The sequence below is a fragment of the Pseudoalteromonas sp. S1610 genome (assembly GCF_005887465.1).
GTDB lineage: Bacteria > Pseudomonadota > Gammaproteobacteria > Enterobacterales > Alteromonadaceae > Pseudoalteromonas > Pseudoalteromonas undina.
Genome location: NZ_PNDI01000002.1, coordinates 1 through 23,607 on the forward strand (window position 1 = coordinate 1; position 23,607 = coordinate 23,607).

General features: G+C 40.8%; 23 protein-coding genes. 17 read left to right on the plus strand and 6 right to left on the minus strand.

Annotated elements, in window-relative coordinates; translation table 11 throughout:
• On the minus strand, window positions 1–2,630 hold a 2,630-nt coding region (gene rne / locus CWB77_RS01090; protein ID WP_138620944.1), incomplete at its 3' end, for a ribonuclease E.
• 776 nt (window positions 2,631–3,406) lie between these two features.
• Between rne and rluC the strand changes: the two genes are divergently transcribed.
• Window positions 3,407–4,366 (plus strand): 23S rRNA pseudouridine(955/2504/2580) synthase RluC, encoded by a 960-nt coding sequence (rluC, locus tag CWB77_RS01095; RefSeq protein ID WP_008109857.1) that lies wholly within the window; start codon window positions 3,407–3,409, stop codon window positions 4,364–4,366.
• The gene (locus tag CWB77_RS01100) at window positions 4,363–5,022 is read left to right on the plus strand and encodes an HAD-IA family hydrolase (RefSeq protein WP_055011787.1); all 660 of its coding nucleotides are present in this window, start codon (window positions 4,363–4,365) and stop codon (window positions 5,020–5,022) included. The genes rluC and CWB77_RS01100 overlap by 4 nt, the downstream gene beginning before the upstream one ends.
• On the opposite strand, the gene CWB77_RS01105 is transcribed toward CWB77_RS01100, so the two are convergent.
• Window positions 5,023–5,619 (minus strand): Maf family protein, encoded by a 597-nt coding sequence (locus tag CWB77_RS01105; protein WP_055011788.1) that lies wholly within the window; start codon window positions 5,617–5,619, stop codon window positions 5,023–5,025. It lies immediately after the preceding gene.
• A 131-nt stretch (window positions 5,620–5,750) separates the two neighbouring features.
• On the opposite strand from CWB77_RS01105, the gene yceD reads away from it, so the two are divergent.
• The 14 genes from yceD (at window position 5,751) to CWB77_RS01175 (ending at window position 17,640) form a co-directional block, all read left to right on the plus strand.
• On the plus strand, window positions 5,751–6,275 hold the full coding sequence (yceD, locus tag CWB77_RS01110; RefSeq protein WP_008109862.1) for a 23S rRNA accumulation protein YceD: 525 nt from the start codon (window positions 5,751–5,753) through the stop codon (window positions 6,273–6,275).
• Between the two features lie 9 nt (window positions 6,276–6,284).
• Window positions 6,285–6,455 carry a 50S ribosomal protein L32 gene (rpmF, locus tag CWB77_RS01115; protein WP_008109865.1) on the plus strand — a complete coding sequence of 57 codons (171 nt, stop codon included), beginning with the start codon at window positions 6,285–6,287 and terminating at the stop codon, window positions 6,453–6,455.
• A gap of 12 nt (window positions 6,456–6,467) precedes the next feature.
• The gene (plsX, locus tag CWB77_RS01120; RefSeq protein WP_008467405.1) at window positions 6,468–7,505 is read left to right on the plus strand and encodes a phosphate acyltransferase PlsX; all 1,038 of its coding nucleotides are present in this window, start codon (window positions 6,468–6,470) and stop codon (window positions 7,503–7,505) included.
• A 55-nt stretch (window positions 7,506–7,560) separates the two neighbouring features.
• A complete protein-coding gene (fabD, locus tag CWB77_RS01125; RefSeq protein WP_055011790.1) occupies window positions 7,561–8,487 on the plus strand; it encodes an ACP S-malonyltransferase in 927 nt (308 codons plus the stop codon).
• An 11-nt stretch (window positions 8,488–8,498) separates the two neighbouring features.
• Complete coding sequence (gene fabG, locus CWB77_RS01130; protein WP_055011791.1) at window positions 8,499–9,245, plus strand: 3-oxoacyl-ACP reductase FabG; 747 nt, start codon at window positions 8,499–8,501, stop codon at window positions 9,243–9,245.
• A gap of 250 nt (window positions 9,246–9,495) precedes the next feature.
• A complete protein-coding gene (gene acpP / locus CWB77_RS01135) occupies window positions 9,496–9,732 on the plus strand; it encodes an acyl carrier protein (RefSeq protein ID WP_008109873.1) in 237 nt (78 codons plus the stop codon).
• 269 nt (window positions 9,733–10,001) lie between these two features.
• Window positions 10,002–11,240 (plus strand): beta-ketoacyl-ACP synthase II, encoded by a 1,239-nt coding sequence (gene fabF, locus CWB77_RS01140; RefSeq protein ID WP_054200708.1) that lies wholly within the window; start codon window positions 10,002–10,004, stop codon window positions 11,238–11,240.
• 68 nt (window positions 11,241–11,308) lie between these two features.
• On the plus strand, window positions 11,309–12,106 hold the full coding sequence (gene pabC / locus CWB77_RS01145) for an aminodeoxychorismate lyase (protein ID WP_055011792.1): 798 nt from the start codon (window positions 11,309–11,311) through the stop codon (window positions 12,104–12,106).
• Entirely contained in the window at window positions 12,106–13,092 is a 987-nt protein-coding gene (mltG, locus tag CWB77_RS01150) for an endolytic transglycosylase MltG (RefSeq protein WP_055011793.1), read from the plus strand. Before pabC ends, mltG begins: the two co-directional genes overlap by 1 nt.
• A gap of 5 nt (window positions 13,093–13,097) precedes the next feature.
• Window positions 13,098–13,724 (plus strand): dTMP kinase, encoded by a 627-nt coding sequence (gene tmk / locus CWB77_RS01155; protein ID WP_010389641.1) that lies wholly within the window; start codon window positions 13,098–13,100, stop codon window positions 13,722–13,724.
• Window position 13,725: 1 nt separating this feature from the next.
• Window positions 13,726–14,640 carry a DNA polymerase III subunit gene (locus tag CWB77_RS01160; RefSeq protein WP_055011794.1) on the plus strand — a complete coding sequence of 305 codons (915 nt, stop codon included), beginning with the start codon at window positions 13,726–13,728 and terminating at the stop codon, window positions 14,638–14,640.
• A 12-nt stretch (window positions 14,641–14,652) separates the two neighbouring features.
• On the plus strand, window positions 14,653–14,979 hold the full coding sequence (locus CWB77_RS01165) for a PilZ domain-containing protein (RefSeq protein ID WP_010389644.1): 327 nt from the start codon (window positions 14,653–14,655) through the stop codon (window positions 14,977–14,979).
• A 17-nt stretch (window positions 14,980–14,996) separates the two neighbouring features.
• The gene (locus CWB77_RS01170; protein WP_024601403.1) at window positions 14,997–15,776 is read left to right on the plus strand and encodes a TatD family hydrolase; all 780 of its coding nucleotides are present in this window, start codon (window positions 14,997–14,999) and stop codon (window positions 15,774–15,776) included.
• Between the two features lie 4 nt (window positions 15,777–15,780).
• Window positions 15,781–17,640 carry an alkaline phosphatase D family protein gene (locus CWB77_RS01175; RefSeq protein ID WP_055011795.1) on the plus strand — a complete coding sequence of 620 codons (1,860 nt, stop codon included), beginning with the start codon at window positions 15,781–15,783 and terminating at the stop codon, window positions 17,638–17,640.
• 139 nt (window positions 17,641–17,779) lie between these two features.
• On the opposite strand, the gene CWB77_RS01180 is transcribed toward CWB77_RS01175, so the two are convergent.
• The 4 genes from CWB77_RS01180 to CWB77_RS01195 all read right to left on the minus strand — a co-directional run bounded on the left by CWB77_RS01180 (window position 17,780) and on the right by CWB77_RS01195 (window position 22,416).
• Window positions 17,780–19,096 carry an O-antigen ligase family protein gene (locus CWB77_RS01180; protein WP_171043240.1) on the minus strand — a complete coding sequence of 439 codons (1,317 nt, stop codon included), beginning with the start codon at window positions 19,094–19,096 and terminating at the stop codon, window positions 17,780–17,782.
• A 64-nt stretch (window positions 19,097–19,160) separates the two neighbouring features.
• Window positions 19,161–19,706 carry a hypothetical protein gene (locus CWB77_RS01185; protein ID WP_054200714.1) on the minus strand — a complete coding sequence of 182 codons (546 nt, stop codon included), beginning with the start codon at window positions 19,704–19,706 and terminating at the stop codon, window positions 19,161–19,163.
• Between the two features lie 21 nt (window positions 19,707–19,727).
• Window positions 19,728–21,734: a bifunctional diguanylate cyclase/phosphodiesterase gene (locus CWB77_RS01190; RefSeq protein ID WP_055011797.1), complete on the minus strand. Its 2,007-nt coding sequence runs from the start codon at window positions 21,732–21,734 to the stop codon at window positions 19,728–19,730.
• Window positions 21,718–22,416, minus strand: a complete 699-nt coding sequence (locus tag CWB77_RS01195) for a transglutaminase-like cysteine peptidase (protein ID WP_010389652.1) — start codon at window positions 22,414–22,416, stop codon at window positions 21,718–21,720. The genes CWB77_RS01190 and CWB77_RS01195 overlap by 17 nt, the downstream gene beginning before the upstream one ends.
• A gap of 258 nt (window positions 22,417–22,674) precedes the next feature.
• Between CWB77_RS01195 and galU the strand changes: the two genes are divergently transcribed.
• Window positions 22,675–23,571, plus strand: a complete 897-nt coding sequence (gene galU, locus CWB77_RS01200; RefSeq protein ID WP_055011798.1) for a UTP--glucose-1-phosphate uridylyltransferase GalU — start codon at window positions 22,675–22,677, stop codon at window positions 23,569–23,571.
• Window positions 23,572–23,607 lie beyond the last annotated feature (36 nt).

Consider the following 23,607-nt stretch of genomic DNA (forward strand, 5'->3'; position numbering starts at 1 on the left):
GATTTCACTGGTTCTTCAGTTTTTACTGGTTCTTCAGTTTTTACTGGTTCTTCAGTTTTTACTGGCTCTTCAGTTTTCGCTAATTCTTCTTCAACAATGTTTTGCTCAACTGCATCAGAGGCATCAACGGCCGTTTTATGTGCTTTTGCTTTTAGCTCTGCTTCATATTCAGCTGCAGCTTGATCAGCAACGGGTACAAACGCAGGCGCTTCATCAGACTTTTCTTGCGCGTTTTCACCCTCAGGGCGACGACGACGCTGACCTGATGCACGAAGATGACGTGGTGAACGACGTGAACGAGTGCGTGTTTGCTCTTGTTCTTCATCTTGTGATACTGCGTTATCGTTTGAATCAACAACAGCTTCTGCTTGTTCTTTAGCAGGTGCAGGTGCTTTTTCATCTGATACAGGCGTTTGCTTTTCAACAACAGGTGCTTGCTCTTTCACTTGTGGCTTTTCTTCTTTCACCACAGGTTGCTCAACAGGTTGTTCTATTGTTTGAACTTGCTCAGCACTTTCGTCTTGTACGCGAACTTTTTTGCGTAAATTACGACGTTGACGACGTACTTTAGGCTTTTGCTCTTTTGGCTCAGCATTCTTATCAGATTTAGGTGCAGTATCAGCTTTTTGAGTTGCCTCTGCTTTTACTTGCGTTTTATCTTCTGTTTTATGCTCAGGACGTTTACGCGTATTTGAATTACGACGGCGCTTATTGCGGTTTTCATTCTTTTCTTGCGTATCATTTACAGGTGCTGACTCATTTTTAGTTTCAGAATCTGTATTACGTTCGTTGCGTGGTTTATTACGTGGGTTATTATTGCGACGACGTTGGTTGTTGTTTCGACGACGATTATCATTGCCACGGTTGTTATTGGTACGCTCTTGAGATTTCTTATCTGTAGACTCTTGTGTTGTTTGCTCACTTTCACTTGCAAATAACGACTTAATCCATTTTCCAAGTGCAGTAAATAAGCCAATTTCAGCTTTTGCTTCTACTACCGGCGCTGCTTTTGCTGCTGCTTGTGGAGCAGGGCTAGAAGGCATAACGACACCTTTAAGCTTCGGCTCTTCACGTACAGGTGCTGCTGGCGATTTAGACATTTCAAATGCTTCAGGCTCAGGCGCAACAACTTGCTCATAACTTACTGTTTCAAGTGTTTCGTCTTTACGTAAACGCATAACTTCGTAATGTGGTGTTTCCATGTGTTGATTAGGAATAATCACTACATCACATTTATGATGCTTTTCAATGCGGTGAACGCTACGACGCTGCTCATTTAATAAATAAGCGGCAACGGCAACAGGCACTTGTGCGTTTACTTGTGCAGTGTTGTCTTTAATCGCTTCTTCTTCAATCAAGCGTAAAATTGATAGTGCAATTGACTCGTTTGAACGAATAGTACCTTGACCACTACAACGTGGACAAACACCTTGGCTTGCTTCACCTAGTGAAGGGCGTAATCGCTGACGCGACATTTCAAGTAAACCAAAGCGCGAAATTTTGCCAATTTGTACACGGGCACGATCTGGGCGAGCAGCATCTTTTAAGCGGTTTTCTACTTCACGTTGATGACGTGGAGGTGTCATATCAATAAAGTCGATAACAATTAAACCACCCAAGTCACGTAAACGAAGTTGACGTGCAATTTCATCCGCTGCTTCTAGGTTGGTGTTAAGTGCTGTTTCTTCAATATCACCGCCTTTTGTTGCTTTAGACGAGTTGATATCAATAGAGGTAAGTGCTTCAGTAGGGTCAATAACAATTGAACCGCCTGACGGTAAACGCACTTCACGTTGGAACGCAGACTCAATTTGGCTTTCAATTTGGTAATGCGTAAATAATGGTGTGTCACCTTGATAAAGCTTAACGCGGCTCATAAAGTCAGGACGAAAACGCTCAATGTGCGCTTTAGCTTCTTCAAAAACACGTGGCTTATCAATTAAAATTTCACCAATGTCACGACGTAAATAGTCGCGAATAGCGCGGAAAATCACGTTACTTTCTTGGTGAATTAAGAATGGTGCTTTAGCACTGTCTGCCGCTTGTTGAATGGCTTCCCAGTGAACTAATAATGCTTTTAAATCGTAGTTTAGTTCTTCAAACGATTTACCAACACCCGCAGTACGTACAATTAAGCCCATACCTTTAGGTAGTTCTAGGCGGCTTAGCGACTCTTTAAGTTCAGTACGCTCATCACCTTCGATACGGCGAGAAATACCGCCAGCACGAGGGTTGTTAGGCATAAGCACTAAGTAGCTGCCGGCAACACTGATAAAGGTAGTTAATGCTGCACCTTTTTGGCCGCGCTCTTCTTTATCAACTTGTACTATTACTTCTTGACCTTCTTTGATCACGTCGCGAATATTCGGACGACCATGGAAGGTGTAACCTTGCGGGAAGTAAGTACGAGCAATTTCTTTTAATGGAAGGAAACCATGACGATCAGCACCGTAGTCAACAAATGCCGCTTCTAAAGATGGTTCAATACGTGTGATTTTGCCTTTATAAATATTGGCTTTTTTCTGTTCGTGACCTGGGCTTTCTATATCTAAATCATATAGGCGCTGGCCGTCAACCAGTGCTACGCGCATTTCTTCTTGCTGCGTTGCATTGATTAGCATACGTTTCATAATGTTACTCTACTAGTTTGTGTCGCTGACATGACGATGTTTTTCTCGCCTGTTCAGGTGTTCCTATTTTTAGAATGTGCAGCCTCACGACTGGGTCTTTAACGGAACGGCTCTGTATTTTGGTACGCAGTATTTTAAATGCCGGCAAACAATAGGGTGTTATCACGCTATTAAATTCTAAAGGGATTCAAATGTGTCGGCTGTTTAGCTCAATACTCATTTTATCCAGAAGTTGGCCTGTCATATCAATCTTATTAAATGCATTCATATTAGGTGCGTAGGGCTCTTTAGGTTCAAACCATAGTTTCGCTTTTAAAACTACCGTTATCTATTTTATGAGCAAAAATCGCTACCGATGTTAATGAACGCTTATTTATTAGATTTTTTTAGTTCTAAATAAGCTGCTGTACGGTACTACTACAATATTTGAGCGAATTCTGAACGGCGTGTTTTTTACGCCGTCACTATCAGACAAATTATCTGTTCATTGCTTTTACTATCACATTAAAAATCAATTCATGTTCAAACTTAACCAGCAATATATTACGCGCATTGCCGTTAGTTGTGCGCACGTGTTGACTGGGTATGTATAAAAGCTTTGGAAAACTTAACTCGGATCTGTATGATCGGTTACCCAGAATGTGCATCACGAATGTTTTGTTGTGTTAAAAAGCACCGTTGTTATTTGCAAATACTAAATATTTGCGCTGCTTATTATCCCACTATTATAACCGTGTTAGCAACTAAATTATTTTACTTAAATCAGTGATTAGGCAATGTCAGAAAAAACCGGCTTACAAGTATCTTTTGTCACGATCAACGAAGACCACCTAGGTCAGCGTATTGATAACTTTCTTATTACCCATTTAAAAGGGGTGCCTAAAAGCGCAATTTATAAAATTCTTCGTAAAGGTGAGGTGCGTGTTAATAAAAAACGCATCAAACCTGTGTATAAATTGCAGCTAGACGACGTTATTCGTATACCGCCAATTAGAGTGTCAGAGCGTGAAGAGTTTGTACCATCAAAACTCGATAAAGTAACGCGCCTCGAAGACGATATATTATTTGAAGATAAATACCTGATTGTTATTAACAAGCCATCAGGCATGGCTGTGCATGGCGGAAGTGGCTTAAGCTACGGGCTTATTGAAGCATTACGTGTTTTACGCCCAGAAGAGCGTAGCCTAGAGCTTGTGCATCGTTTAGACCGCGATACCTCAGGTTGTTTACTCATTGCTAAGCGCCGCTCAGTGCTGACCGCTTTGCATGAGCAATTACGCGAAAAAACCATGGAAAAAAATTACTGGGCATTGGTAGAAGGCCAATGGGACTCTAAAACAAAAAATGTAACGGAAGGTTTGCGTAAAAATACCCTAAAATCGGGTGAGCGCGTAGTACGTGTTGATAATACCGAGGGCAAACCGTCGCATACCCGTTTTAAAGTGCTTGAACGTTTTAACGATTGCTCATTAGTACAAGCATCCCCTGTAACCGGTCGTACTCACCAAATTCGTGTGCATACTCAGTGTCAAGGCCATGCTATTGCTTGTGATGATAAGTACGGCGACCAAGGATTTGATGAGTCAATGCGTAAACGCGGTTTAAACCGCTTATTTCTACACGCGCATGATTTAAGCTTTTACCATCCTAAAAACGAAACCACTATGCGAGTAGAAGCACCGCTGGATAAAGCACTATCAAGCTGTTTAGTAAAACTTAGAGCAGCAAAGGCGTGATCGTAACCTCAATAAAACATTACAAGCTGGTGATTTTTGATTGGGATGGCACCATTATGGATTCAATTAGCAAAATCGTTAATTGCATTCGCAAAAGTGCCCAATCACATAATATTGAGCCGCCAAGCGATACCGCTAGTAAAAATATTATTGGTTTATCGCTTGAAAACGCAATCGCAACCTTGTTTCCTAACTACAGCGAACATCACGAAACGCTTATTGCAGGTTATAAACAGCAATATGCACTTGATACCACCCCAACACCGGTGTTTGATCACGTTGCACAGGTACTCACTGAGTTAAAAAATCAAGGCATAATATTGGCGGTTGCCACAGGTAAAAGCCGAGTAGGACTGGAACGCCTTCTAGATGAAAGCCAGTTGCGTCACTTTTTTAGTGCTACGCGAACCAGTGACGACGCTAAATCAAAACCCGCTCCCGATATGCTTTATCAATTGCTTGAAGAGCTAGGGGTAAGTGTTGATGAAGCGCTAATGATAGGCGACACGCAAATAGATATGGCAATGGCAAAAGCCGCAGGTATGGATAGAATAGGGGTAACCATGGGCGTGCACGACGCAGCGCAATTAAACGAGTTAACCCCGATTGCAACCGCTGACAACTATCAGCAGTTGCAAAATATATTACTCGGCTAATCAGTTAGTTTGCGCTGCTAATACATCAACACCAAACTCAGCCAGTAATTGGCTGAGTTTAATGAGTGGTAAACCAATTAAACTATTTGGATCATCACCACTGAGCTTTTCAAATAAACAAATACCCAAGCCTTCACTTTTAAAACTACCTGCACAGTTATAAGGTTGCTCTGCATCGCAATAAGCACTTATTTGCGCCGTTGTTAACGTTTTAAAGGTCACATTAAAGGGCTCAACAATAGTTTTGCTTTGTTTAGTATGAATATCGTACACACATAAGCCAGTTAAAAAAGTGACCGCTTGCCCGCTAAATAAGCTCAATTGCTTTATTGCGTTTTTTTTATTGTGCGGCTTACCTAGTATTTGCTGATTAAATACAGCAACTTGATCTGAGCCAATCGCGAGGCCTTGGTCAAAATGATCGATGGCTGCAGCCGCTTTTAATTCACTGAGGCGCTTAACAAGCGTGCTTGGTGTTTCGTTTTTATGCGGCGTTTCGTCAACATCTGGCGAAAACGTTTCAAACGGCAGATTAAATTTTTGTAATAAAGACTGCCTAAATGGCGAGCTTGAGGCTAATATAAGGGGGTGCTTCATGGCATGTTTTCCTAGCGTAAATCAGATTGAGTTAGGATAAATCAGATCCGTGAGTAAAACACGTGAAAAACAACGTAAAATTGGTTTTTTACTTTGACTAACTTACTAACTATCTATATGATGCAGCCCCTATGCAAAAGGTGAAAATTCCCATCACCCTTCATCCGGGCAAAGCAGCTCAGCATCGTTTAAAGTATGACGGCGTTGTACCGCTTGAGAAACTTCCTCGTTTACGAGGGGTTATCCAGGAAGAAGTAGGTGAAATAGCGGTAAAAATTCATTGCAAAAACGATGAGCAAGGTTTAGTTGTGATTAGTGGCAATTTGTCCACACACGTAACTGTCACTTGTCAACGTTGTAATGGTGATTTAGGGTTGGATTTGGATCAAGACTTTGTGTATTCGCCAGTCGGTTTGGATGCAGAGTCAGATGATCTTCCAGAAAGCTACGACGAAGTAGCACTTGATGAAAATGGTGAAATAGACGTATTTGAGTTAATCGAAGACGAACTTATTTTAGCAGTGCCATTAGTGCCTACCCACAACGAAGCTTCATGCAGTTATACAGCAGAGCCTGCCAGCTTTGGTGTTTTAAAGGCGGAAGATGATAAACCAAATCCATTTGATATTTTGAAACAACTTAAGAAAGATTCTTAGGAGAAGACTATGGCTGTACAAAAAAGCAAAAAGTCTCGTGCAAGACGCGGCATGCGCCGTTCACACGATGCGATCAGTGGTCCAACTTTAACTGTAGACCAAACATCTGGTGAGACTCATCGTCGTCACCATGTGACTGCAGATGGTTACTACAAAGGCGTTCAAGTAATTTCTAACTAAGAGATTGCTTATATGCTGACTAATCTAACCATAGCGTTAGATATGATGGGGGGCGATTATGGCCCCCGTTCATCTATCCCCGCAGCCGTTCGTGCGGTAAATGCTAATGCCAACTTAAAACTCATTTTATGTGGCAACGAGCAAGTAATAGCTAAACAATTAGAATCACTCGATTCACTTTCTCATCCTAGATTAATTATTCGCCATTGTAACGACGTTGTTACCAATGCCTGCGAACCCGCTGTTGCTGTACGCTCAAAAAAAGATTCCTCCATGCGAGTTGCCCTTGATTTAGTTAAATCGGGTGAAGCGCAAGCCTGTGTTAGCTCTGGCAATACAGGGGCGCTATTTTTTATGGCGCATTACGTATTAAAAATGCTTCCAGGGGTGAAACGTCCCGCACTTATCTCTGCTGTACCTACTGAACGTAAAAACCCCGTTTACTTACTCGATTTAGGCGCCAACGTGCATTGTGATGCACAAATGTTGTATCAGTTTGGCATTATGGGCTCTGTGGTTGCAGGTCAAGCACTTGGCTGCGATAACCCTAAAGTGAGTTTATTGAATATTGGTGCTGAAGATATAAAAGGCCACGAAGAAATTAAGCAAGCCGCACAATTAATGCAACAAAGCGAGCTGATTAATTATATTGGTTACAGTGAAGGCAGCGATATTTTTTCTGGCAAGGCCGATGTTATTGTCTGTGAAGGTTTTGTTGGCAATGTTGCACTCAAAACCTGTGAAGGCATTGCTAAACTTATCATGAAAAAGTTTACCCGTGCCCTTGAAAAGCACGTCGTTTACAAGTGTATGGCGTTTATGTTGGCGCCAATCATAAAAAAACTCTATAAAAGAGTGAACCCCGACCAGTATAACGGCGCTTCTCTGGTAGGATTGCGCGGTATTGTTGTTAAAAGCCATGGAAATGCCTCAGCTAAAGCATTTCATGCCGCAATCGACGAAGCAGTGAAAGAAGTAGAACGTCAACTTCCAGATAAAATAGCTGCTATTTTCGAAAAAACACATTCTAAAGACACGGCGGTTGAATAACAGTTAACGTGCCGTGTTATACATTATTTATTTTGTTTAATTAAAAGAGCAAATTATGGCACAAAAAATTGCACTTCTTTTTCCAGGTCAAGGCTCGCAAACTGTGGGTATGTTACAAGAGCTACTAGCGAGTTCTGACATAGTAAAAGCTACATTTGCAGAAGCTTCAACCGCACTTGGTTACGACCTAGCAGACCTTGTACTTAACGGTCCAGAAGAAAAACTAAATCAAACACACCGTACTCAGCCTGCACTATTAACTGCAAGCGTGGCTATTTATCGTCATTGGTTAGCTGCAAACCCAGATGCAGACGTCGTTATGGCAGGTCACAGCTTGGGTGAGTATTCAGCTTTAGTATGTAGCGATGTGATCAGTTTAAGCGAAGCCGTAAAACTGGTTGAAAATCGCGGTTTTTACATGCAAGAAGCCGTACCTGCTGGTGTAGGTTCTATGGCCGCAATCATTGGTTTAGGCGACGATGAAATTAAAGCCGCTTGTGCAGCAGCGGCACAAGGTGAAGTGGTTTCTCCAGTAAACTATAACTCGCCAGGGCAAGTGGTTATTGCCGGTCATAAAGATGCAGTTGATAGAGCCTCTGTTGCTTGTAAAGAAGCCGGAGCAAAACGTGCATTGCCATTATCGGTAAGCGTACCGTCACATTGTGAACTAATGAAACCAGCTGCTGAGAAATTAGCCACCGATTTAGCTGCTTTAACATTTAATACACCTAAGTGTGATGTAATCAATAATGTTGATGTAAAAGCAGAAGGTTCAGCTGATGCAATTAAAGAGGCATTAGTACGCCAGCTATATAGCCCTGTACGCTGGACCGAAACGGTACAAGCACTGGTTGCACAAGGTGTAACGCAAAGTTATGAATTTGGTCCTGGTAAAGTACTAACCGGGCTTGCAAAACGTATTGATAAAGCGATGGTGTGTGGTTCAGTTAACGACCTTGCATCAATCGATTCAGCTAAATAAGAGTATATAAAATGAGTAATTTATTTTCTTTAGAGGGCAAAGTTGTCCTGATCACTGGCGCTAGCCGTGGTATTGGTAAGGCCATTGCAAACACATTAGTAGCACAAGGTGCAAAAGTAGCGGGCACAGCAACAAGCGAGTCGGGTGCAGCTAAAATTAGTGACTACTTAGGTAATAACGGTAAGGGCTATGCGTTAAACGTAACTGATTCTGCATCGATTGAGGCGACATTAGCGGCAATTAAAGCCGATTTAGGTGATATTGATGTATTAGTAAATAATGCAGGTATTACGCGCGATAACTTATTAATGCGCATGAAAGAAAATGAGTGGGACGATATTATCGATACCAACTTAAGTTCTATCTTCCGTTTATCTAAAGCCGTACTTCGCCCAATGATGAAGAAAAAGAACGGCCGTATCATCAATATCGGCTCAGTAGTGGGAACTATGGGTAATGCGGGTCAAGCCAACTATGCAGCCGCTAAAGCGGGTGTTATCGGCTTTTCTAAATCACTAGCGCGTGAGGTAGCCTCTCGTGGAATTACTGTAAATGTGGTTGCACCTGGTTTTATTCAAACGGACATGACCGATGATTTGACAGATGAGCAAAAAGCAGCAACGCTTGCAAACGTACCTGCGGGTCGTTTAGGTCAGCCAGATGAGATTGCAGCTGCAGTATGTTATTTAGCATCTGACGCCGCTGCGTATGTATCAGGTGAAACTTTGCATGTAAATGGTGCGATGTACATGGTTTAAGTTCGCAATGCGAATTAAATAAACTACAAATTGTATGCGGGTTTGCTAAAAAATATTGAATTTTTCGTAAACTTGCTTTAAACATACTTGAAATCGCTGTGAAAATAAGCGATAAAAGATAAAATAAACACTCAAGAGGTTTGACCAGCAAATTATTTATGGTCAAAAGATTGAATCAGAGAATTATCGGACGTAAACTACGCCGCAATCTGAAAATAACGCATTGGCGTTTTTAATAAAGGAAAGAAGAATGAGCGATATCCAAGAACGCGTAAAGAAAATTATCATCGAACAGCTAGGTGTTAAAGAAGAAGAAGTTAAAAACGAAGCTTCATTCGTTGATGACCTAGGTGCAGACTCTCTTGATACTGTTGAATTAGTAATGGCTCTTGAAGAAGAGTTCGATACTGAGATCCCAGATGAAGAAGCTGAAAAGATCACTACAGTACAATCTGCAATCGATTACGTTACAGCTCACGCTGAGTAATTAATCGCAAATTAAGGGCAGCATTCGCTGCCTTTAATCTTTATATCCAAACCACCTCAAAGTCCATGATTCAATTCCAAACCCTCACTCATCATCAGCAATTAAATTGTTATTGCTTAGCGTTGGTTAATGGTTTGAGACTCGCACTTTGAGGTAGCTTGGGTATGATCATCCCCAATACTAATAACATAACTAGCAACAGCGTTAACGCTTAAATAAACTGAGCTAAGTTAATTGGTATAATAATAATTCCTTATTGGAGGCAAACCGTGGCTAAACGTCGTGTCGTCGTAACTGGCTTAGGAATGTTGACGCCGCTAGGCAATGATGTTCAATCAACCTGGCAAGGCTTATTAGATGCTAAAAGTGGTATTCAAAATATTACCCACTTTGATACATCAAAATTTGGTACTCACTTCGCTGGTTTAATCAATGATTTTGATGCATCGGCTTACATGTCACCAAAAGATGCTAAAAAAATGGATTTATTTATCCAGTATGGCATTGCAGCGGGTGTTCAAGCTTTTCAAGATTCTGGCCTCGAAGTTACTGAACAAAACGCATCACGCATTGGTGTAGCGGTGGGTTCAGGCATTGGTGGCTTAACCCTTATTGAAGAAAACCACGTAAAATTATTAAACAGCGGCCCACGTAAGTTATCGCCGTTTTATGTACCGTCTACCATTATTAATATGATCTCGGGTCATTTATCGATAATGCATGGCCTCCGTGGTCCTAATATTTCAATTGTAACGGCATGTACTACAGGCCTGCACAACATTGGTCACGCCGCACGTATGATTGCCTACGGCGATGCTGATGCTATGGTTGCCGGTGGTGCAGAAAAAGCGTGTACGCCAATTGGAATGGGTGGCTTTAACGCCGCACGTGCGCTTTCAACGCGTAATGACGATCCACAAGCAGCGTCTCGCCCGTGGGATAAAGACCGTGATGGTTTCGTACTTTCTGATGGTGCCGGTGTGGTGGTTGTTGAAGAATACGAACACGCTAAAGCCCGTGGCGCTAAAATTTATGCAGAGCTTGTTGGTTTTGGCATGAGTGGTGATGCCTACCACATGACCTCACCACCAGAAGATGGCGCAGGTGCAGCTCTGGCAATGGAAAACGCATTAAACGATGCGCAAGTAAATGCTGAGCAAGTTGGCTACATTAACGCACACGGTACGTCTACTCATGCGGGTGACAAAGCTGAAACGTCAGCGGTTAAAACTATTTTTGGTGATTCAGCTAAAGATGTAATGGTAAGTTCATCAAAATCTATGATGGGTCACTTACTTGGAGCGGCAGGCTCTGTTGAGTCGATAGTGTCTATTTTGTCGTTGACCGAGCAAAAAGTGACGCCAACAATTAACTTAGATAATCCTGATGAAGGCTGTGATTTAGATTACGTACCGCATACAGCACGTGATGCTAAACTTGATTACGCTTTGTGTAACTCATTTGGGTTTGGTGGTACTAATGGCTCGTTACTGTTTAAAAAGGTATAATCTTTTTTAACAACGAACGACAATAAGAACCCAGTTGTTTAACTGGGTTTTTTTATGTGTAAAAAAATATGCAAACAATAATAGCAGCAAACGAAACCAGTAGCATAAGCACCCATGATAGGGGCTTAAATTATGGCGATGGCTTTTTTACCACCGCAATTATTACTGATGGGCAGGTTGAGCATTGGGCTTATCACAAAGCACGTTTGATTGAATGTGCGCAGCGTTTAGCTTTTCCGGCGCTTGAGTTTACTGCTCTTGAATCGCACATTACTCAGCAAGTAGCATCACAGGCGCAAGCGGTTGTTAAAATCGTGGTAACACGCGGCGAGGGCGGGCGAGGCTATGCGCCACCAAGCGAATGTAATTTAAATATTTTTGTGAGTGTTTTACCTTATCCAAAACATTACAACAGCTTAACAGATACGGGCATTAGTTTATCTATTAGCCCGATTAAGCTGGCCGTTCAACCTCATTTAGCTGGGCTTAAAACTTTAAATAGGCTTGAACAAGTACTGATCAAAAATGCCCTGCAAGCTCAGCATACCGATGATGCGTTAGTCCTTGATTGCAACAACAATGTAATTGAAACCTCAGCGGCTAATATTTTTGCAATAAAAAATAATAAGGTATTTAGCCCAAGGCTCGATGAATGCGGTATTAAAGGTGTTTTTCTACAATCTTTATGTGATAAATTAGCCGTTGAATTTAAAACTGTCAGCGTTGATGACCTTACCCAAGCAGACGCCGTATTTTTATGTAACAGCTTAATGAAAATTGTGCCCGTAAAAAGCCTAGACGAGCACTATTTTGATATTGTGCACAGCCAATCATTACTAAACGAGTTACTAGCCAAGGAGGCTTAGTGTTAAAAGTTATATTATCAGTATTACTACTGGCTTTTTTTAGCTCTGTGATTGGCTACCAGCAATTACAAGCAACCATTCAAACGCCACTAAAGGTAGCTACTAATACCCAATTTAAAGTTGAAAAAGGCACCGGTTTTAATAAGTTATGTCGCCAATGGCAACAGCAGCAGTGGCTAGAGGATTGCTGGCGGTTTCAAATATTAGCTAAACTCGACCCGACCTTGACTGACCTAAAAGCAGGTTTGTACGAGCTAAGCGCAGATAGCGTAATAAACAACATAAAAAAAATAAACCAGGGCGAGCAAATTAGTTTTAGTTTTACCATTATTGAAGGTCAAGCACTCAGAGATGTATTAAATACGGTAAAAATTGCTCCACATTTACAAAACGATTTAAAACTCGAACAGCTTGGCGAGCAAATAATCGGCAAGCAAACTCACCTTGAAGGGTGGTTGTTTCCCGATACTTATCATTATCATAGTAACGACAGCGCGAGTAGTTTATTAAAACGCGCTGCGCAAAAAATGCAGCAAACATTGGCAGATGCATGGCAGCAACGGGCAAGTGATTTACCTTACAATACCGCCTATGAAGCCCTGATAATGGCTTCTATTATCGAAAAAGAAACCGCGCTTGCCAGTGAGCGCCCGTTAATTGCTTCAGCGTTTATAAATCGCTTAAATACCAATATGCGCTTACAAACCGACCCTACCGTAATATATGGGCTAGGCGAAAGCTTTGATGGCGATATCAAACGTAAAGACCTAAGAAATTACACGCCGTATAATACCTATCGTATTAACGGATTACCGCCCACACCGATTGCCATGCCCTCCAAAGAAGCCATTTTAGCGGCGGTAAACCCGCCCAAAAGCGAGTATGTTTACTTTGTAGCCAAAGGTGATGGTAGCCATCAGTTTTCAACCACATTAAAACAACATAATGCGGCGGTTAACCAGTATATTTTAAATAAAAAGAATTAGTGTTTATGAAACCAAAATTTATAGTTATAGAAGGCCTAGAGGGCGCGGGTAAATCTACCGCCATTGCCCTGTGCCAAGACTTTTTAAACCATCACCATGTTGATTTTATCAATGTGCGCGAACCCGGTGGAACCCCACTGGCTGAATCGTTACGTACTTTAGTAAAAGCTGAGCACCAAGAAGAAATAGCTTTTGAAACTGAGCTGCTAATTATGTATGCCGCGCGTTCACAACTAATGCATAATGTGATCAACCCAGCGCTTGAACAAGGCCAGTGGGTATTGGCTGATCGTCACGATTTATCGTCACAGGCGTATCAAGGCGGCGGGCGAGGAATTAGTGCAAACACGTTAGCGTCGCTATCGTCTATGGTGTTAAAAGGTTTAAAACCCGATTTAACCATTTACCTAGATATTGACCCTGTTATTGGCCTTGAACGTGCAAAAGGCCGGGGTGAGCTAGATAGAATTGAGCAAGAAGCCATTGAGTTTTTCCAGCGCACCCGTATGCGTTACATTGAGCTTGCAAATGATGATGACAGCATAAAAACAGTTGATGCCAACCAAAGCATCGATAAAGTACATCGTGATATTACCAATGTACTACGCACATTTTTTTCAGGGTTAAAATAATATGGCATTGCCGTGGCTTAATGAGGTAGAGCAACGCTTAACTCAAAGCTATAAAGCGCAGCGTTTTCACCATGCGCAGCTGTTGTGTGGGCCCATTGGCGTTGGTAAGTTTGAACTAAGTGAGCAGCTCGCAAACAGTTTGTTATGCCAAAATACGCAAGCACAGTTAAGTAGCCCCACTAGCGTACTAAGCCCTTGTGGGCACTGTAAAAGTTGTTCATTAAACTTAGCGGGTACACACCCAGACAAGCGCATTACCCAAGTAGAAGGGCAAAGCATAGGTGTTGATGATATTCGCGGCATAAGCGATTTTATGCACCAGTCCGCGGCTCAAAATGGCAATAAAGTAGCGATTATTCAAAACTGCGAAAAAATGACCACCGCAGCGGCTAATGCGTTATTAAAAACCCTTGAAGAACCAAGTAATAGCCGGTTTTTAATTTTGACTACCAGCCAAGTGGCGCAGTTACCAGCGACTATTTTAAGCCGTTGTGCTAAAACCGAGGTTAAAGTAACTAATAATCAATTAGCTCAACAATGGCTTAGCTCTCTAGATGTGCCTAATTATCCGTGGTTGTCGTTATTTTATAGCCAACCACTACAAGTAAAGCAGTGGCAACAGCAAAATCAGCTAGAAAATATTGATACGCTTTATAAATTTGCAACTGAGTTTAAACAAAGCCATAATTTCAATGCGTTAGTCGATATAATAAATAAACAGCCTGAGCTTGTTCGTATTTTCACTTTATTTTTGAGTGAGCAGCTTAAACAACAGCTTTTAAATGGTATGAGTTTTGACTCTTACCAAGTAGCTCAGCAAGCGCTGAATGATTTTTTACAGAATAATATACAAATACTTGGGCTAAATTTACCGCTTGCGGTATCACGACTAGCGTACATATTACGTAACCAATAAAAAGGACTAGATATGCAAGAGCTATTAGTAGATATAGACGACCTTGACGAACTATATCGCTGTTACATGCCTTTTTTAAAAAAAGGTGGCTTATTTGTACGCACTAATATGCGTTATGAACCAGGATATTCACTTGCCTTACGCGTTACCTTGCCAGATGCGCTAGAAGATGACGTGGTTACCGGAAAGGTTACGTGGGTCACTCCACAAGGCGCTCAGAGCTCAAATCCACCGGGGATCGGCATTAGCTTTCTAGATGACAAAACCAATCTAAACGCGAAGATCGAAAAACTGCTGGGGACTATGTTAAACTCCGGCAATCCAACTTATACCATGTAGTAAAAACAGGCCTTATTTTGATTGTAGATTCTCATTGCCATTTAGACCGTCTTGATTTTGATAAACTCGATTTAAACCTAGACCAAGTACTTGATAACGCTCGCGCTAAAAAAGTAGAACATTTTTTATGTGTCAGCGTCACACTTGATCAGTTTCCCAATATGCTAGAGCAAATAAAACATTACAACGACGTGTCTGCGTCATGTGGCGTGCACCCGCTTGATCAAAAAGACGCACTCAACAAACAGCAATTAATTGATTTAGCCTCACACGACAAAGTAGTGGCGATTGGCGAAACTGGGCTCGATTATTACTACGCAAAAGACACGCATGCAGTGCAACAAGCGAGTTTTGTTGGCCATATTGAGGTAGCTAATGAATTACAAAAGCCACTTATTATTCATACCCGTGATGCCCGTGCCGATACCATTAATTTAATGCGTGAGCACAAAGCAGAAAATTGCGGTGGAGTATTGCACTGTTTCACTGAAGATTGGGATATGGCCAAAAAAGCCATTGATATGGGCTTTTATATTTCTATTTCAGGCATTGTGACTTTTAAAAATGCGGTAGAGCTTAAAGAAGTAGTAAAACAAATTCCACTCGATCGACTGCTTATTGAAACCGACTCGCCTTACTTAGCGCCAGTACCATATCGTGGTAAAACTAATCAGCCAGCGTATGTTGAAGACGTTGCATATTACATTAGTGAGCTCAAAGGCATTAGCTTTAACGAGTTGGCAAAAGCCACCACTGATAACTTTTACTCTTTATTTAAATTAGCAGCTAAAGGCTAACCTCATGACGACTCTCTCGGTGCAACACCCACTGTTACTTATGGGGCCCATGGTGCGCCGAGCAGAAAAAACCGCAGTGTGTATTCAGTTTGCTACTTCAAAGCCAGTAAATTGCCGTGTAGAGCTAATTAGCCACGAATGTTATAGCGAGCAAGACACCATAAGGTTAGGGGAGCATTTATTTTTACAGTATGTGGTAATTAAACCTATAAACAGCCAGCTCCCGCGCGATACCTTATTATCATACCAACTATTTTTTGATGACAGCCCTGTTGATTTATCTTCGTTTAGCTTTAACAATCAGCCATTACCTGAATTTGTGATCCCCAAAAAACTGACACAAATATTACATGGCTCTTGTCGCAATGCGCATCATCCTGCAAAAGACAGCTTAGTAAGTTCAAGCCATTGGCAAGCCGTTCAGCGAAGTAATGAACAGCAGGGGGCACAATTATTATTGCTTTCGGGCGATCAGGTATACGCCGACGATGTAGCAGGGCCTATGTTATTAGCAATACATCAGCTGATTAAACACTTAGGTATTTATAAAGAACAGCCACTTAATTTAGATTTACCCGCTGACATTGCAGAACAGTTGTATGGTCGCCATTACTTGCTGCCAACTACCTCATGGAAAAACCGCTCAAAACTAGGTATTGGCTATTGGTTAAAAAAGGACGAACCGCATTTTTCCAGTGTTAAAGCTTATAACCACCTAATTCATTTTGAAGAGTTTGTAGCGCTGTATTTACTCAATTTTAGTAGCCAAGCATGGCAATACATTGATCTAAATAACTTAAGTTACTCAGGTGGTAACGAAAAAAATCAAACGCTATTTAATGCAGAAAAAGCCGCATTAATTGACTATGCACAAGGTTTAGCAGAGGTAGAGCGATTGTTTGCCAATGTATCTACCTTAATGATGTTTGATGACCATGATGTAACCGATGATTGGAATCTAACCGCAGGCTGGGAGCAAGCTATTAATCAAAACCCCAGTAGCAAGCGTATTGTAAATAATGGCTTAGCGAGCTATTGGTTGTTTCAGGGTATGGGCAACGACGCACTACAAAAAACCGGATCGTTACTGAGCCCTTTTAACGACTGCTTAGCTGGCGACAAGCAATGGCAATTTAAAGCGTTTGATAAACACCTTAACGACTTTAGCCATTGGCATTATGAGTTAATGACCATTCCTAAAGTGGTGGTGCTCGATACCCGTACGCATCGTTGGCGTAACGAGCAAAACTTTAACGAACCTTCAGGTTTACTTGATTGGGAACGCCTCACAGAGCTTGAAGAAAGCCTATTAAGCCATGACCAAGTAATTATTGTATCGCCTGCTCCCGTGTTTGGGGTTAAATCGATAGAGGCAATTCAAGCGGTGTTTAATATGTGTGGGCAACCACTTATGGTTGATGTAGAAAACTGGATGGCGCACGAAGGCTCAGCCAAAAAGTTACTTAACACCTTTAGGCGTACCGACACCCCAAACGAAACGCTGATTTTATCCGGCGATGTACATTATTCATTTTGTTTTTCGGTGCAAAAACGTTTTGGTGATCACCCCAACAGAATTTGGCAACTGACTGCAAGTGGCATTAAAAATGAGTTTCCGCGAAAGCTAATAAATGTACTCGACAAGCTCGACTCTATTTTATACGGCCCCAAAAGCCCACTAAACTTTTTTACCAAACGCTGGCATATGGAAGTAGACAAACACCAAACTAAAGGCAAAGGGCAAAAGTATCTAGTAAGCGATTCAGCGATTAGTTTAGTCACGCTTGAAGCGGGTAATTTAGCAAGGTACCAGTTAATCCACGGCGACGGCCATACCACCGAATTTGATTTAGAAGAGCAGTGATTTAAATACAGGAATTAGGTTTTAGGTTGATATTATTGCCGACTTGTAGCTGCGACTTCATGTCGCGTTATTTTTTAATGTCGCGAGCGACGGGCGACGGGCGACGAGCTTAGGCCCGTAACCCGACCCCCGCAGCCCGTTAACTTCGTCGTTTTTTAATCCGTTTTGGTGCCGGTAACTTGTTGGTCAATATAGCCAAACATAACACCACTATAAACAGCATTGAGTTTGCGCCGGCTTGTAAAGAGTAATCAACTGACGAATGTAGCATCATGGCTACAATAGCTGTAGCGCAACCAAACGCCACCCCCTGATAAAGCGCTGTTTTACGCGTTCGCATAGTATTAATACACAACCACAAACTATAAAGCACCAGCAGTCCTAATAACGCTGTGGCAGGAATGCCTAGCTCAACTGCAAATTGCACATAATCGTTATGCGCATTGTCGTAATAACCAGAGTAGGGCTCAGATTGATACGCAGGAAACGCAGTATAAAAAGTACCGCCACCAGAGCCTAATAGCGGGTTATCTAAAATCAGCGGAATTGAGTCACGTACAACTTCATCACGTGTTTCCGATTGCAAACTAGTCTCGCTAATACGTTGTTTTACTTTTTCTACATCGAAAATGGCACCAATAATGATTAGGTCGATAATAAAAAAGCTCACAATCAGCAATTTAAATGCTTTAGGCTTTTGCTTATAAATAAATAGCGCCAGTAAGCTTACTATTATTAAAGCGATAAAAAAGGCCGAGTTACCCATACGGCTGCGAGTTAAAATAAGCGCCACAATAATAATAATTAACGAAATTCGTAAAATTATTTTAGAACTCAATAATATTTCGGCCCAAGCGCGTAGTGTTTGTTTTACAGTGGGCTGATAACCACTGTTAGAGCGTTTTAGTTCACTGATTAAAACACCAATGCCTAAACATAAACATAAAGCTAAGTAATTAGCTAAAAAGTTAGAATAGGTAAAAGTACCAATTGCACGATCTGTATGTTTGTAACCAAATAAAGGACTTACTATATCGGGCGATAAGTTTAAATAACTAGCATACAAAGCTTGAAATACCCCTGCACAAATTACAGCATAAATTAATTTTTTAATTCGCTCGACACTATTGCAGTAGTTAAATACGAGCCAGCTCAACATGAGTAAAAAGCTGGTTTTTAATAACATTTGTTTGGTTTGAAATGCATCAACGCTTACGCTAAATAGTTGTATACCACAAACTAAAACAACTGCACTTAGAGTAAAAAATAGTGGCCAAGAATAGCGGGGTGGAAACAGCGCTTGGTTGTTATTTAACACACTGTGGGTAAGGTGAGTAATAAAGGTAAAGCTAGTTAAAATGCCAATAGCTAAAATTGCCCAAGGTCGGTAGCTACCTAAAGGAAGAGGGAGTAAAAATAGGATCAAACAAATAAAAAAGAATATAAAACGATTCAAAATAAACTCAAACAAAGTAAAAACGCAGCCAGTAGGCTGCGTTTAAATATACTAAAAGTAGAAACTAGTTACCGACTTCAGATATACCGTTATCACCGCCTGTACCACCAGAACCTGGAGGTGTAGGTAATGTTGGTAAGCTTACTACTGGTGGAGCTGGCTGACCAGTACCCGGACCTGCAGCAGTTGCTTCAGAAGCGGTCGTAGCATCAACACCCGCAGTAATTGCTGCCAGTGTAATTGCATCAGAGTCTAAGCCTGCAGCTGTAAGTGCAGCTAAAAAGTCAGAAATTAAAGGGTTATCTGCACCAAAGTTAGCAACAACAGCGGCAACCATTGCATCAATATCTGCAGCGCCACATGCGCCATTAAGCAGCTTTTCGTCTAACTTAACTTCTTCTTTGTTTTTACAAATGCGTTTGATAGCTTCTACTAAATCTTCGCGTAATTGTTCAGGTGAAGTATCTGCTGTTACATTATTAAGAATATCAATTATGCTATTTATGCCCACTTCTTGAACCACTGCAGCATTATCCGTTTGTGCATAGGTTGGAAGAGCAGTAAGTGCTGTTGCGCTAGCGACTAAGCCAGCTAAAAGTAATTTTTTCATTTCTCGTCCCTTGGTTGAGTACTAATTGCAAAATTTTAGCGCATCGGTGCAAAAAGTAAACTCTTTATTTACGCCATTTTCATTAGATTTGATAATTTTTGATGGTGGCAGTATTAAATTACCTTGTACACCATCACATCCTAGGTCTTCAAGTATTTCTAAAGTCTCGTTTTTTTCAATTAAACAGGCTAAAACTTTAATCCCAAAACCATGACAAATATTGTTAACTGTTTGAATATAAAATTGGCTTTGTGGGTTAGTTACTAAGTCTTGAATGTAGCTACCATCTATTTTTACATATTCAATATCAAGACCTTGTAAATATCTAAACGATGTTAAGCTGGTACCAAAGTGCTCAATACATACATTAATACCCAACTCTTTAATTGCATCTATATGTAACGATGCAACATGCACATTATACAATAAGCTTATTTCATGCAGTTCAAACAGTAAGTTAGTTTTTATAACCGGCTTAGTATGCGAGTAAAGAGTAAGCCATTCTATAAAGTCAGTTGAATATAAAGATGCCTTACTAAGATTTAGTGCAAATACTTCATTTGGGTATTGCTCTTTAATATCAACAAAATTGCGTATAATTTTTTTATCGAGTTCTTCGGTTAAATTTAACTTTTCGGCCATGGCAAATAAGTGGCCGTTATTTACTTTTTCGCCATCATGGATAAAGTGAGAAAACACTTCAAAGTAACATTGAGAATTAACTTTATTAGCTTGTTTTACGGGCTGTACCGAAAAGCTCACTTCACCAGCATTGATAATCGACTTAATCAGCTTACGCCATTGGTTGACGCTAAATAGTGACTCTTTATCGTTATTATCAATTGTAGTGTCTTCGCCTATGGTACAACCGGTGTCAAGCAACGACAGTACTTCACCAACACTTACACCTTGTTCAACTGCAACTATAGCTAAATTTGCATAGCCATTTATGTGTAGGCTGTTTTCTTTTTTACTTAATGTATCACTTAACTCCAAACGAGCTTTATTTAAAAATAAAACGTCATAAGGGGCAAGTAACACAAACGTGCCGCCATTCAATCTAAATACCGTTGAATTTGGTAATTCTTCTGTGACATGTTTCAGTATTTTAGCTGCATCTAATACATGCTGGTCACCATCTTGGTAACTTACTATTTGGTTTATATTATTTAATGAGGGCAGGGTAAGCATCAACGCAGTAATTGGCGCATCGTCTGAAATGTTATTTACAACAGAATTAAAGTGGTTTTCAAACGACTTACGGTTACCTAGCCCCGTTAACGAATCTATATATACTTCTTCGGTCAGTGCTTGAGTTTGCTTGGTCAATGAATCAAACGTACTTTGTAAGTTTATAACCATGTTATTGATGGCTTGTGTAACAGTACGAAGCTCCCTTGCTACCGGTATTTCTTTATTTAAGGTAAAGCGTTTGCGGGTTACTAAAGTGGCTTGATCTTCTACTGCTTTTAATGGCTTAAATACCGCACGTAATATTAAAAATGCTATAGCGAGTGATGCAGCCAATAGTAAAAACGAGCTATATAAGCTGCGAAGAGTGTGTTGCCACAAGGTTAAATACGATTGCCCAGTATGGCTAGTTACATCGAGTGTACCTGCCATCATCCAGCCATTATTTATTTCAGAATGCATAGTTGGCGCACTTAGTTCAACAGCACTAATAAACCAACTAGGAACTGATTCAACGCGTTTTGGATTTTGTAATTCAAAAACGATGTTGTTTTGCACGTCAGTAAATTTAATTTGGCTATAATAACCAGAGTCAAAAATAGCGGTTGCCATCGTCTCGGCAATCATTAGGCTGTCGTCTTCTAAATAAGGAGATATAGAAAGCCCTAAACTAGTAGCGGTGTCTTGCGCATGACTGGCCATTTGCGTTTGTAAGTAATTACGGGTTGTATCCACGTCGGTAATAACGCGTACACAAAATGAAATAATCGAAATTAAAATGATCAAGCCATAAACTTGGGTCTTTAAACTCAATCCATATTTAAAGATTCGAGACATAACTACTAGTTCCTTTGTTGTTACCATTAGCGGGCGCAAGCTCACCTTGTTCAATTCGTTCTAGCATAGTGTTCCAAGCAGAAACCCCACGGCTATTCTTAACCTTATTACCTAACCCTTTCGATTTGGCTAACCACAAGCCTTGGCCGTTAAAACTATATATAGGCTTTAAATCGCCACGATTACTAGCAGGCACTAGTTTAGTATTAAAGTTGTCGAGCACCAACGGTATTTGGTCAGGTTGTTCAAAGTATATTAATACCATGTGCGGTTGATTAACGGTACGTTGGCGTACATACATAAAGCGTATTTTTTCTTCTGGGATACCCAAAGCGATTAAAGTAAAGTATTTAGCAATAACATAATCTTCGCAGTCACCCATGCCTACACCTAAGCTTTCTAGCGGGGTGGCCCAGTAGTCTTTTTTTTGCCAAAGATCGTCATCGGTTTTGTACTTTATATGCTTATTAAAAAAGTCATTAACTAAATGAATTTTTTGCCATTCGCTTTTATTGGCAGAGTCATCTATAAAACTCAGCCACGTTTTTATTCGTTGGTGGCCTGCATCGCCGTAAAACTGTTTGGCACGGGTAATTATATCGCTATTACGCAAATGTAAAAGCATGTCTTGTGCACAAGCAAAAAAAGACACTAATATAATTATGCAAATTCCTACGCGCACAAATCCCATCCCTTAAAAGTTAACAGCACTATTATATTCCCATTGAAAGTAAATTGATAGATTACAAAAAAGGCAAAAATAATTAGTTAACAAAAAATTAACCTAAAACAATCAAAAAGGCTGCTTTTTATATTGAGCGATTATATGTGTTGTGTATAATAGCCGCCCATATGGTTAGTAGTGCTTAAAACTCGCTATTCGCAGCGACATTTATAAACAGCTACGTTATAACCAAAAGTAACTATAAAAGGAATTGAAGTGAAAGTATTAAAAGCAGTCTTGCCTGTTGCAGGCTTGGGTACCCGTATGTTACCAGCTACCAAAGCAACACCAAAGGAAATGCTTCCGCTAGTCGATAAGCCCCTCATTCAATATGTTGTAAACGAAGCCGTAAAAGCCGGTATTAAAGAAATTGTGCTGGTTACCCATGCCTCTAAAAACGCTATAGAAAATCATTTTGATACTAGCTTTGAACTAGAGGCCACTCTAGAGGCCCGCGTAAAACGCAGCTTGCTAGAAGAAGTTCGTTCAATAATCCCAAGAGATGTAAGCATTATATCGGTTCGTCAATCGGCGCCGTTAGGGTTAGGCCATGCAATACTTGAAACCCGGCCTATCATTGGCAATAACCCTTTTGCTATTTTATTGCCCGATGTAATTATCGATCAATATAAGTCGAACCTAAAGGTTGATAATCTTGCGCAAATGATCGACCGATTTGAGCGCACCCAGCATAACCAAATCATGGTTGAGCCCGTCCCACATGAAGAAGTACACAACTATGGTGTGGTTGATTTAGCAGGTAAAAAAATCCAGCCTGGTGAAAATGCAGCCATTACCAACATGGTTGAAAAACCAAATAATGACGAAGCGCCAAGCAATTTAGCAATAACAGGGCGTTATGTTGTATCGCCTGCTATTTGGGACTTGCTCGAATATACCCCTCCCGGTGCTGGCGGCGAAATACAATTAACAGATGCATTACTACAGTTACGTCATCTTGAAACAATTGAAGCGTACCATTTAAAAGGTAAGTCGCATGACTGCGGCTCAAAACTAGGCTACATGCTCGCAAACGTAGAGTATGCAATGCAATCAAGCCTACTGGGTGAAGAATTTACCAAGCGCGTTAAGCAATTAATGGCAAATGCATAAAGTTTTGCAAAATCGGTTAGTAAAAAATTAAGGGAA

Coding starts and splice junctions, on each gene's coding strand:
- rluC (WP_008109857.1), top strand. CDS start 3,407: ATGTCAGAAAAAACCGGCTTACAAGTATCTTTTGTCACGATCAACGAA.
- CWB77_RS01105 (WP_055011788.1), bottom strand. CDS start 5,619: ATGAAGCACCCCCTTATATTAGCCTCAAGCTCGCCATTTAGGCAGTCT.
- yceD (WP_008109862.1), top strand. CDS start 5,751: ATGCAAAAGGTGAAAATTCCCATCACCCTTCATCCGGGCAAAGCAGCT.
- rpmF (WP_008109865.1), top strand. CDS start 6,285: ATGGCTGTACAAAAAAGCAAAAAGTCTCGTGCAAGACGCGGCATGCGC.
- plsX (WP_008467405.1), top strand. CDS start 6,468: ATGCTGACTAATCTAACCATAGCGTTAGATATGATGGGGGGCGATTAT.
- fabD (WP_055011790.1), top strand. CDS start 7,561: ATGGCACAAAAAATTGCACTTCTTTTTCCAGGTCAAGGCTCGCAAACT.
- fabG (WP_055011791.1), top strand. CDS start 8,499: ATGAGTAATTTATTTTCTTTAGAGGGCAAAGTTGTCCTGATCACTGGC.
- acpP (WP_008109873.1), top strand. CDS start 9,496: ATGAGCGATATCCAAGAACGCGTAAAGAAAATTATCATCGAACAGCTA.
- pabC (WP_055011792.1), top strand. CDS start 11,309: ATGCAAACAATAATAGCAGCAAACGAAACCAGTAGCATAAGCACCCAT.
- tmk (WP_010389641.1), top strand. CDS start 13,098: ATGAAACCAAAATTTATAGTTATAGAAGGCCTAGAGGGCGCGGGTAAA.
- CWB77_RS01160 (WP_055011794.1), top strand. CDS start 13,726: ATGGCATTGCCGTGGCTTAATGAGGTAGAGCAACGCTTAACTCAAAGC.
- CWB77_RS01165 (WP_010389644.1), top strand. CDS start 14,653: ATGCAAGAGCTATTAGTAGATATAGACGACCTTGACGAACTATATCGC.
- CWB77_RS01175 (WP_055011795.1), top strand. CDS start 15,781: ATGACGACTCTCTCGGTGCAACACCCACTGTTACTTATGGGGCCCATG.
- CWB77_RS01185 (WP_054200714.1), bottom strand. CDS start 19,706: ATGAAAAAATTACTTTTAGCTGGCTTAGTCGCTAGCGCAACAGCACTT.
- CWB77_RS01190 (WP_055011797.1), bottom strand. CDS start 21,734: ATGTCTCGAATCTTTAAATATGGATTGAGTTTAAAGACCCAAGTTTAT.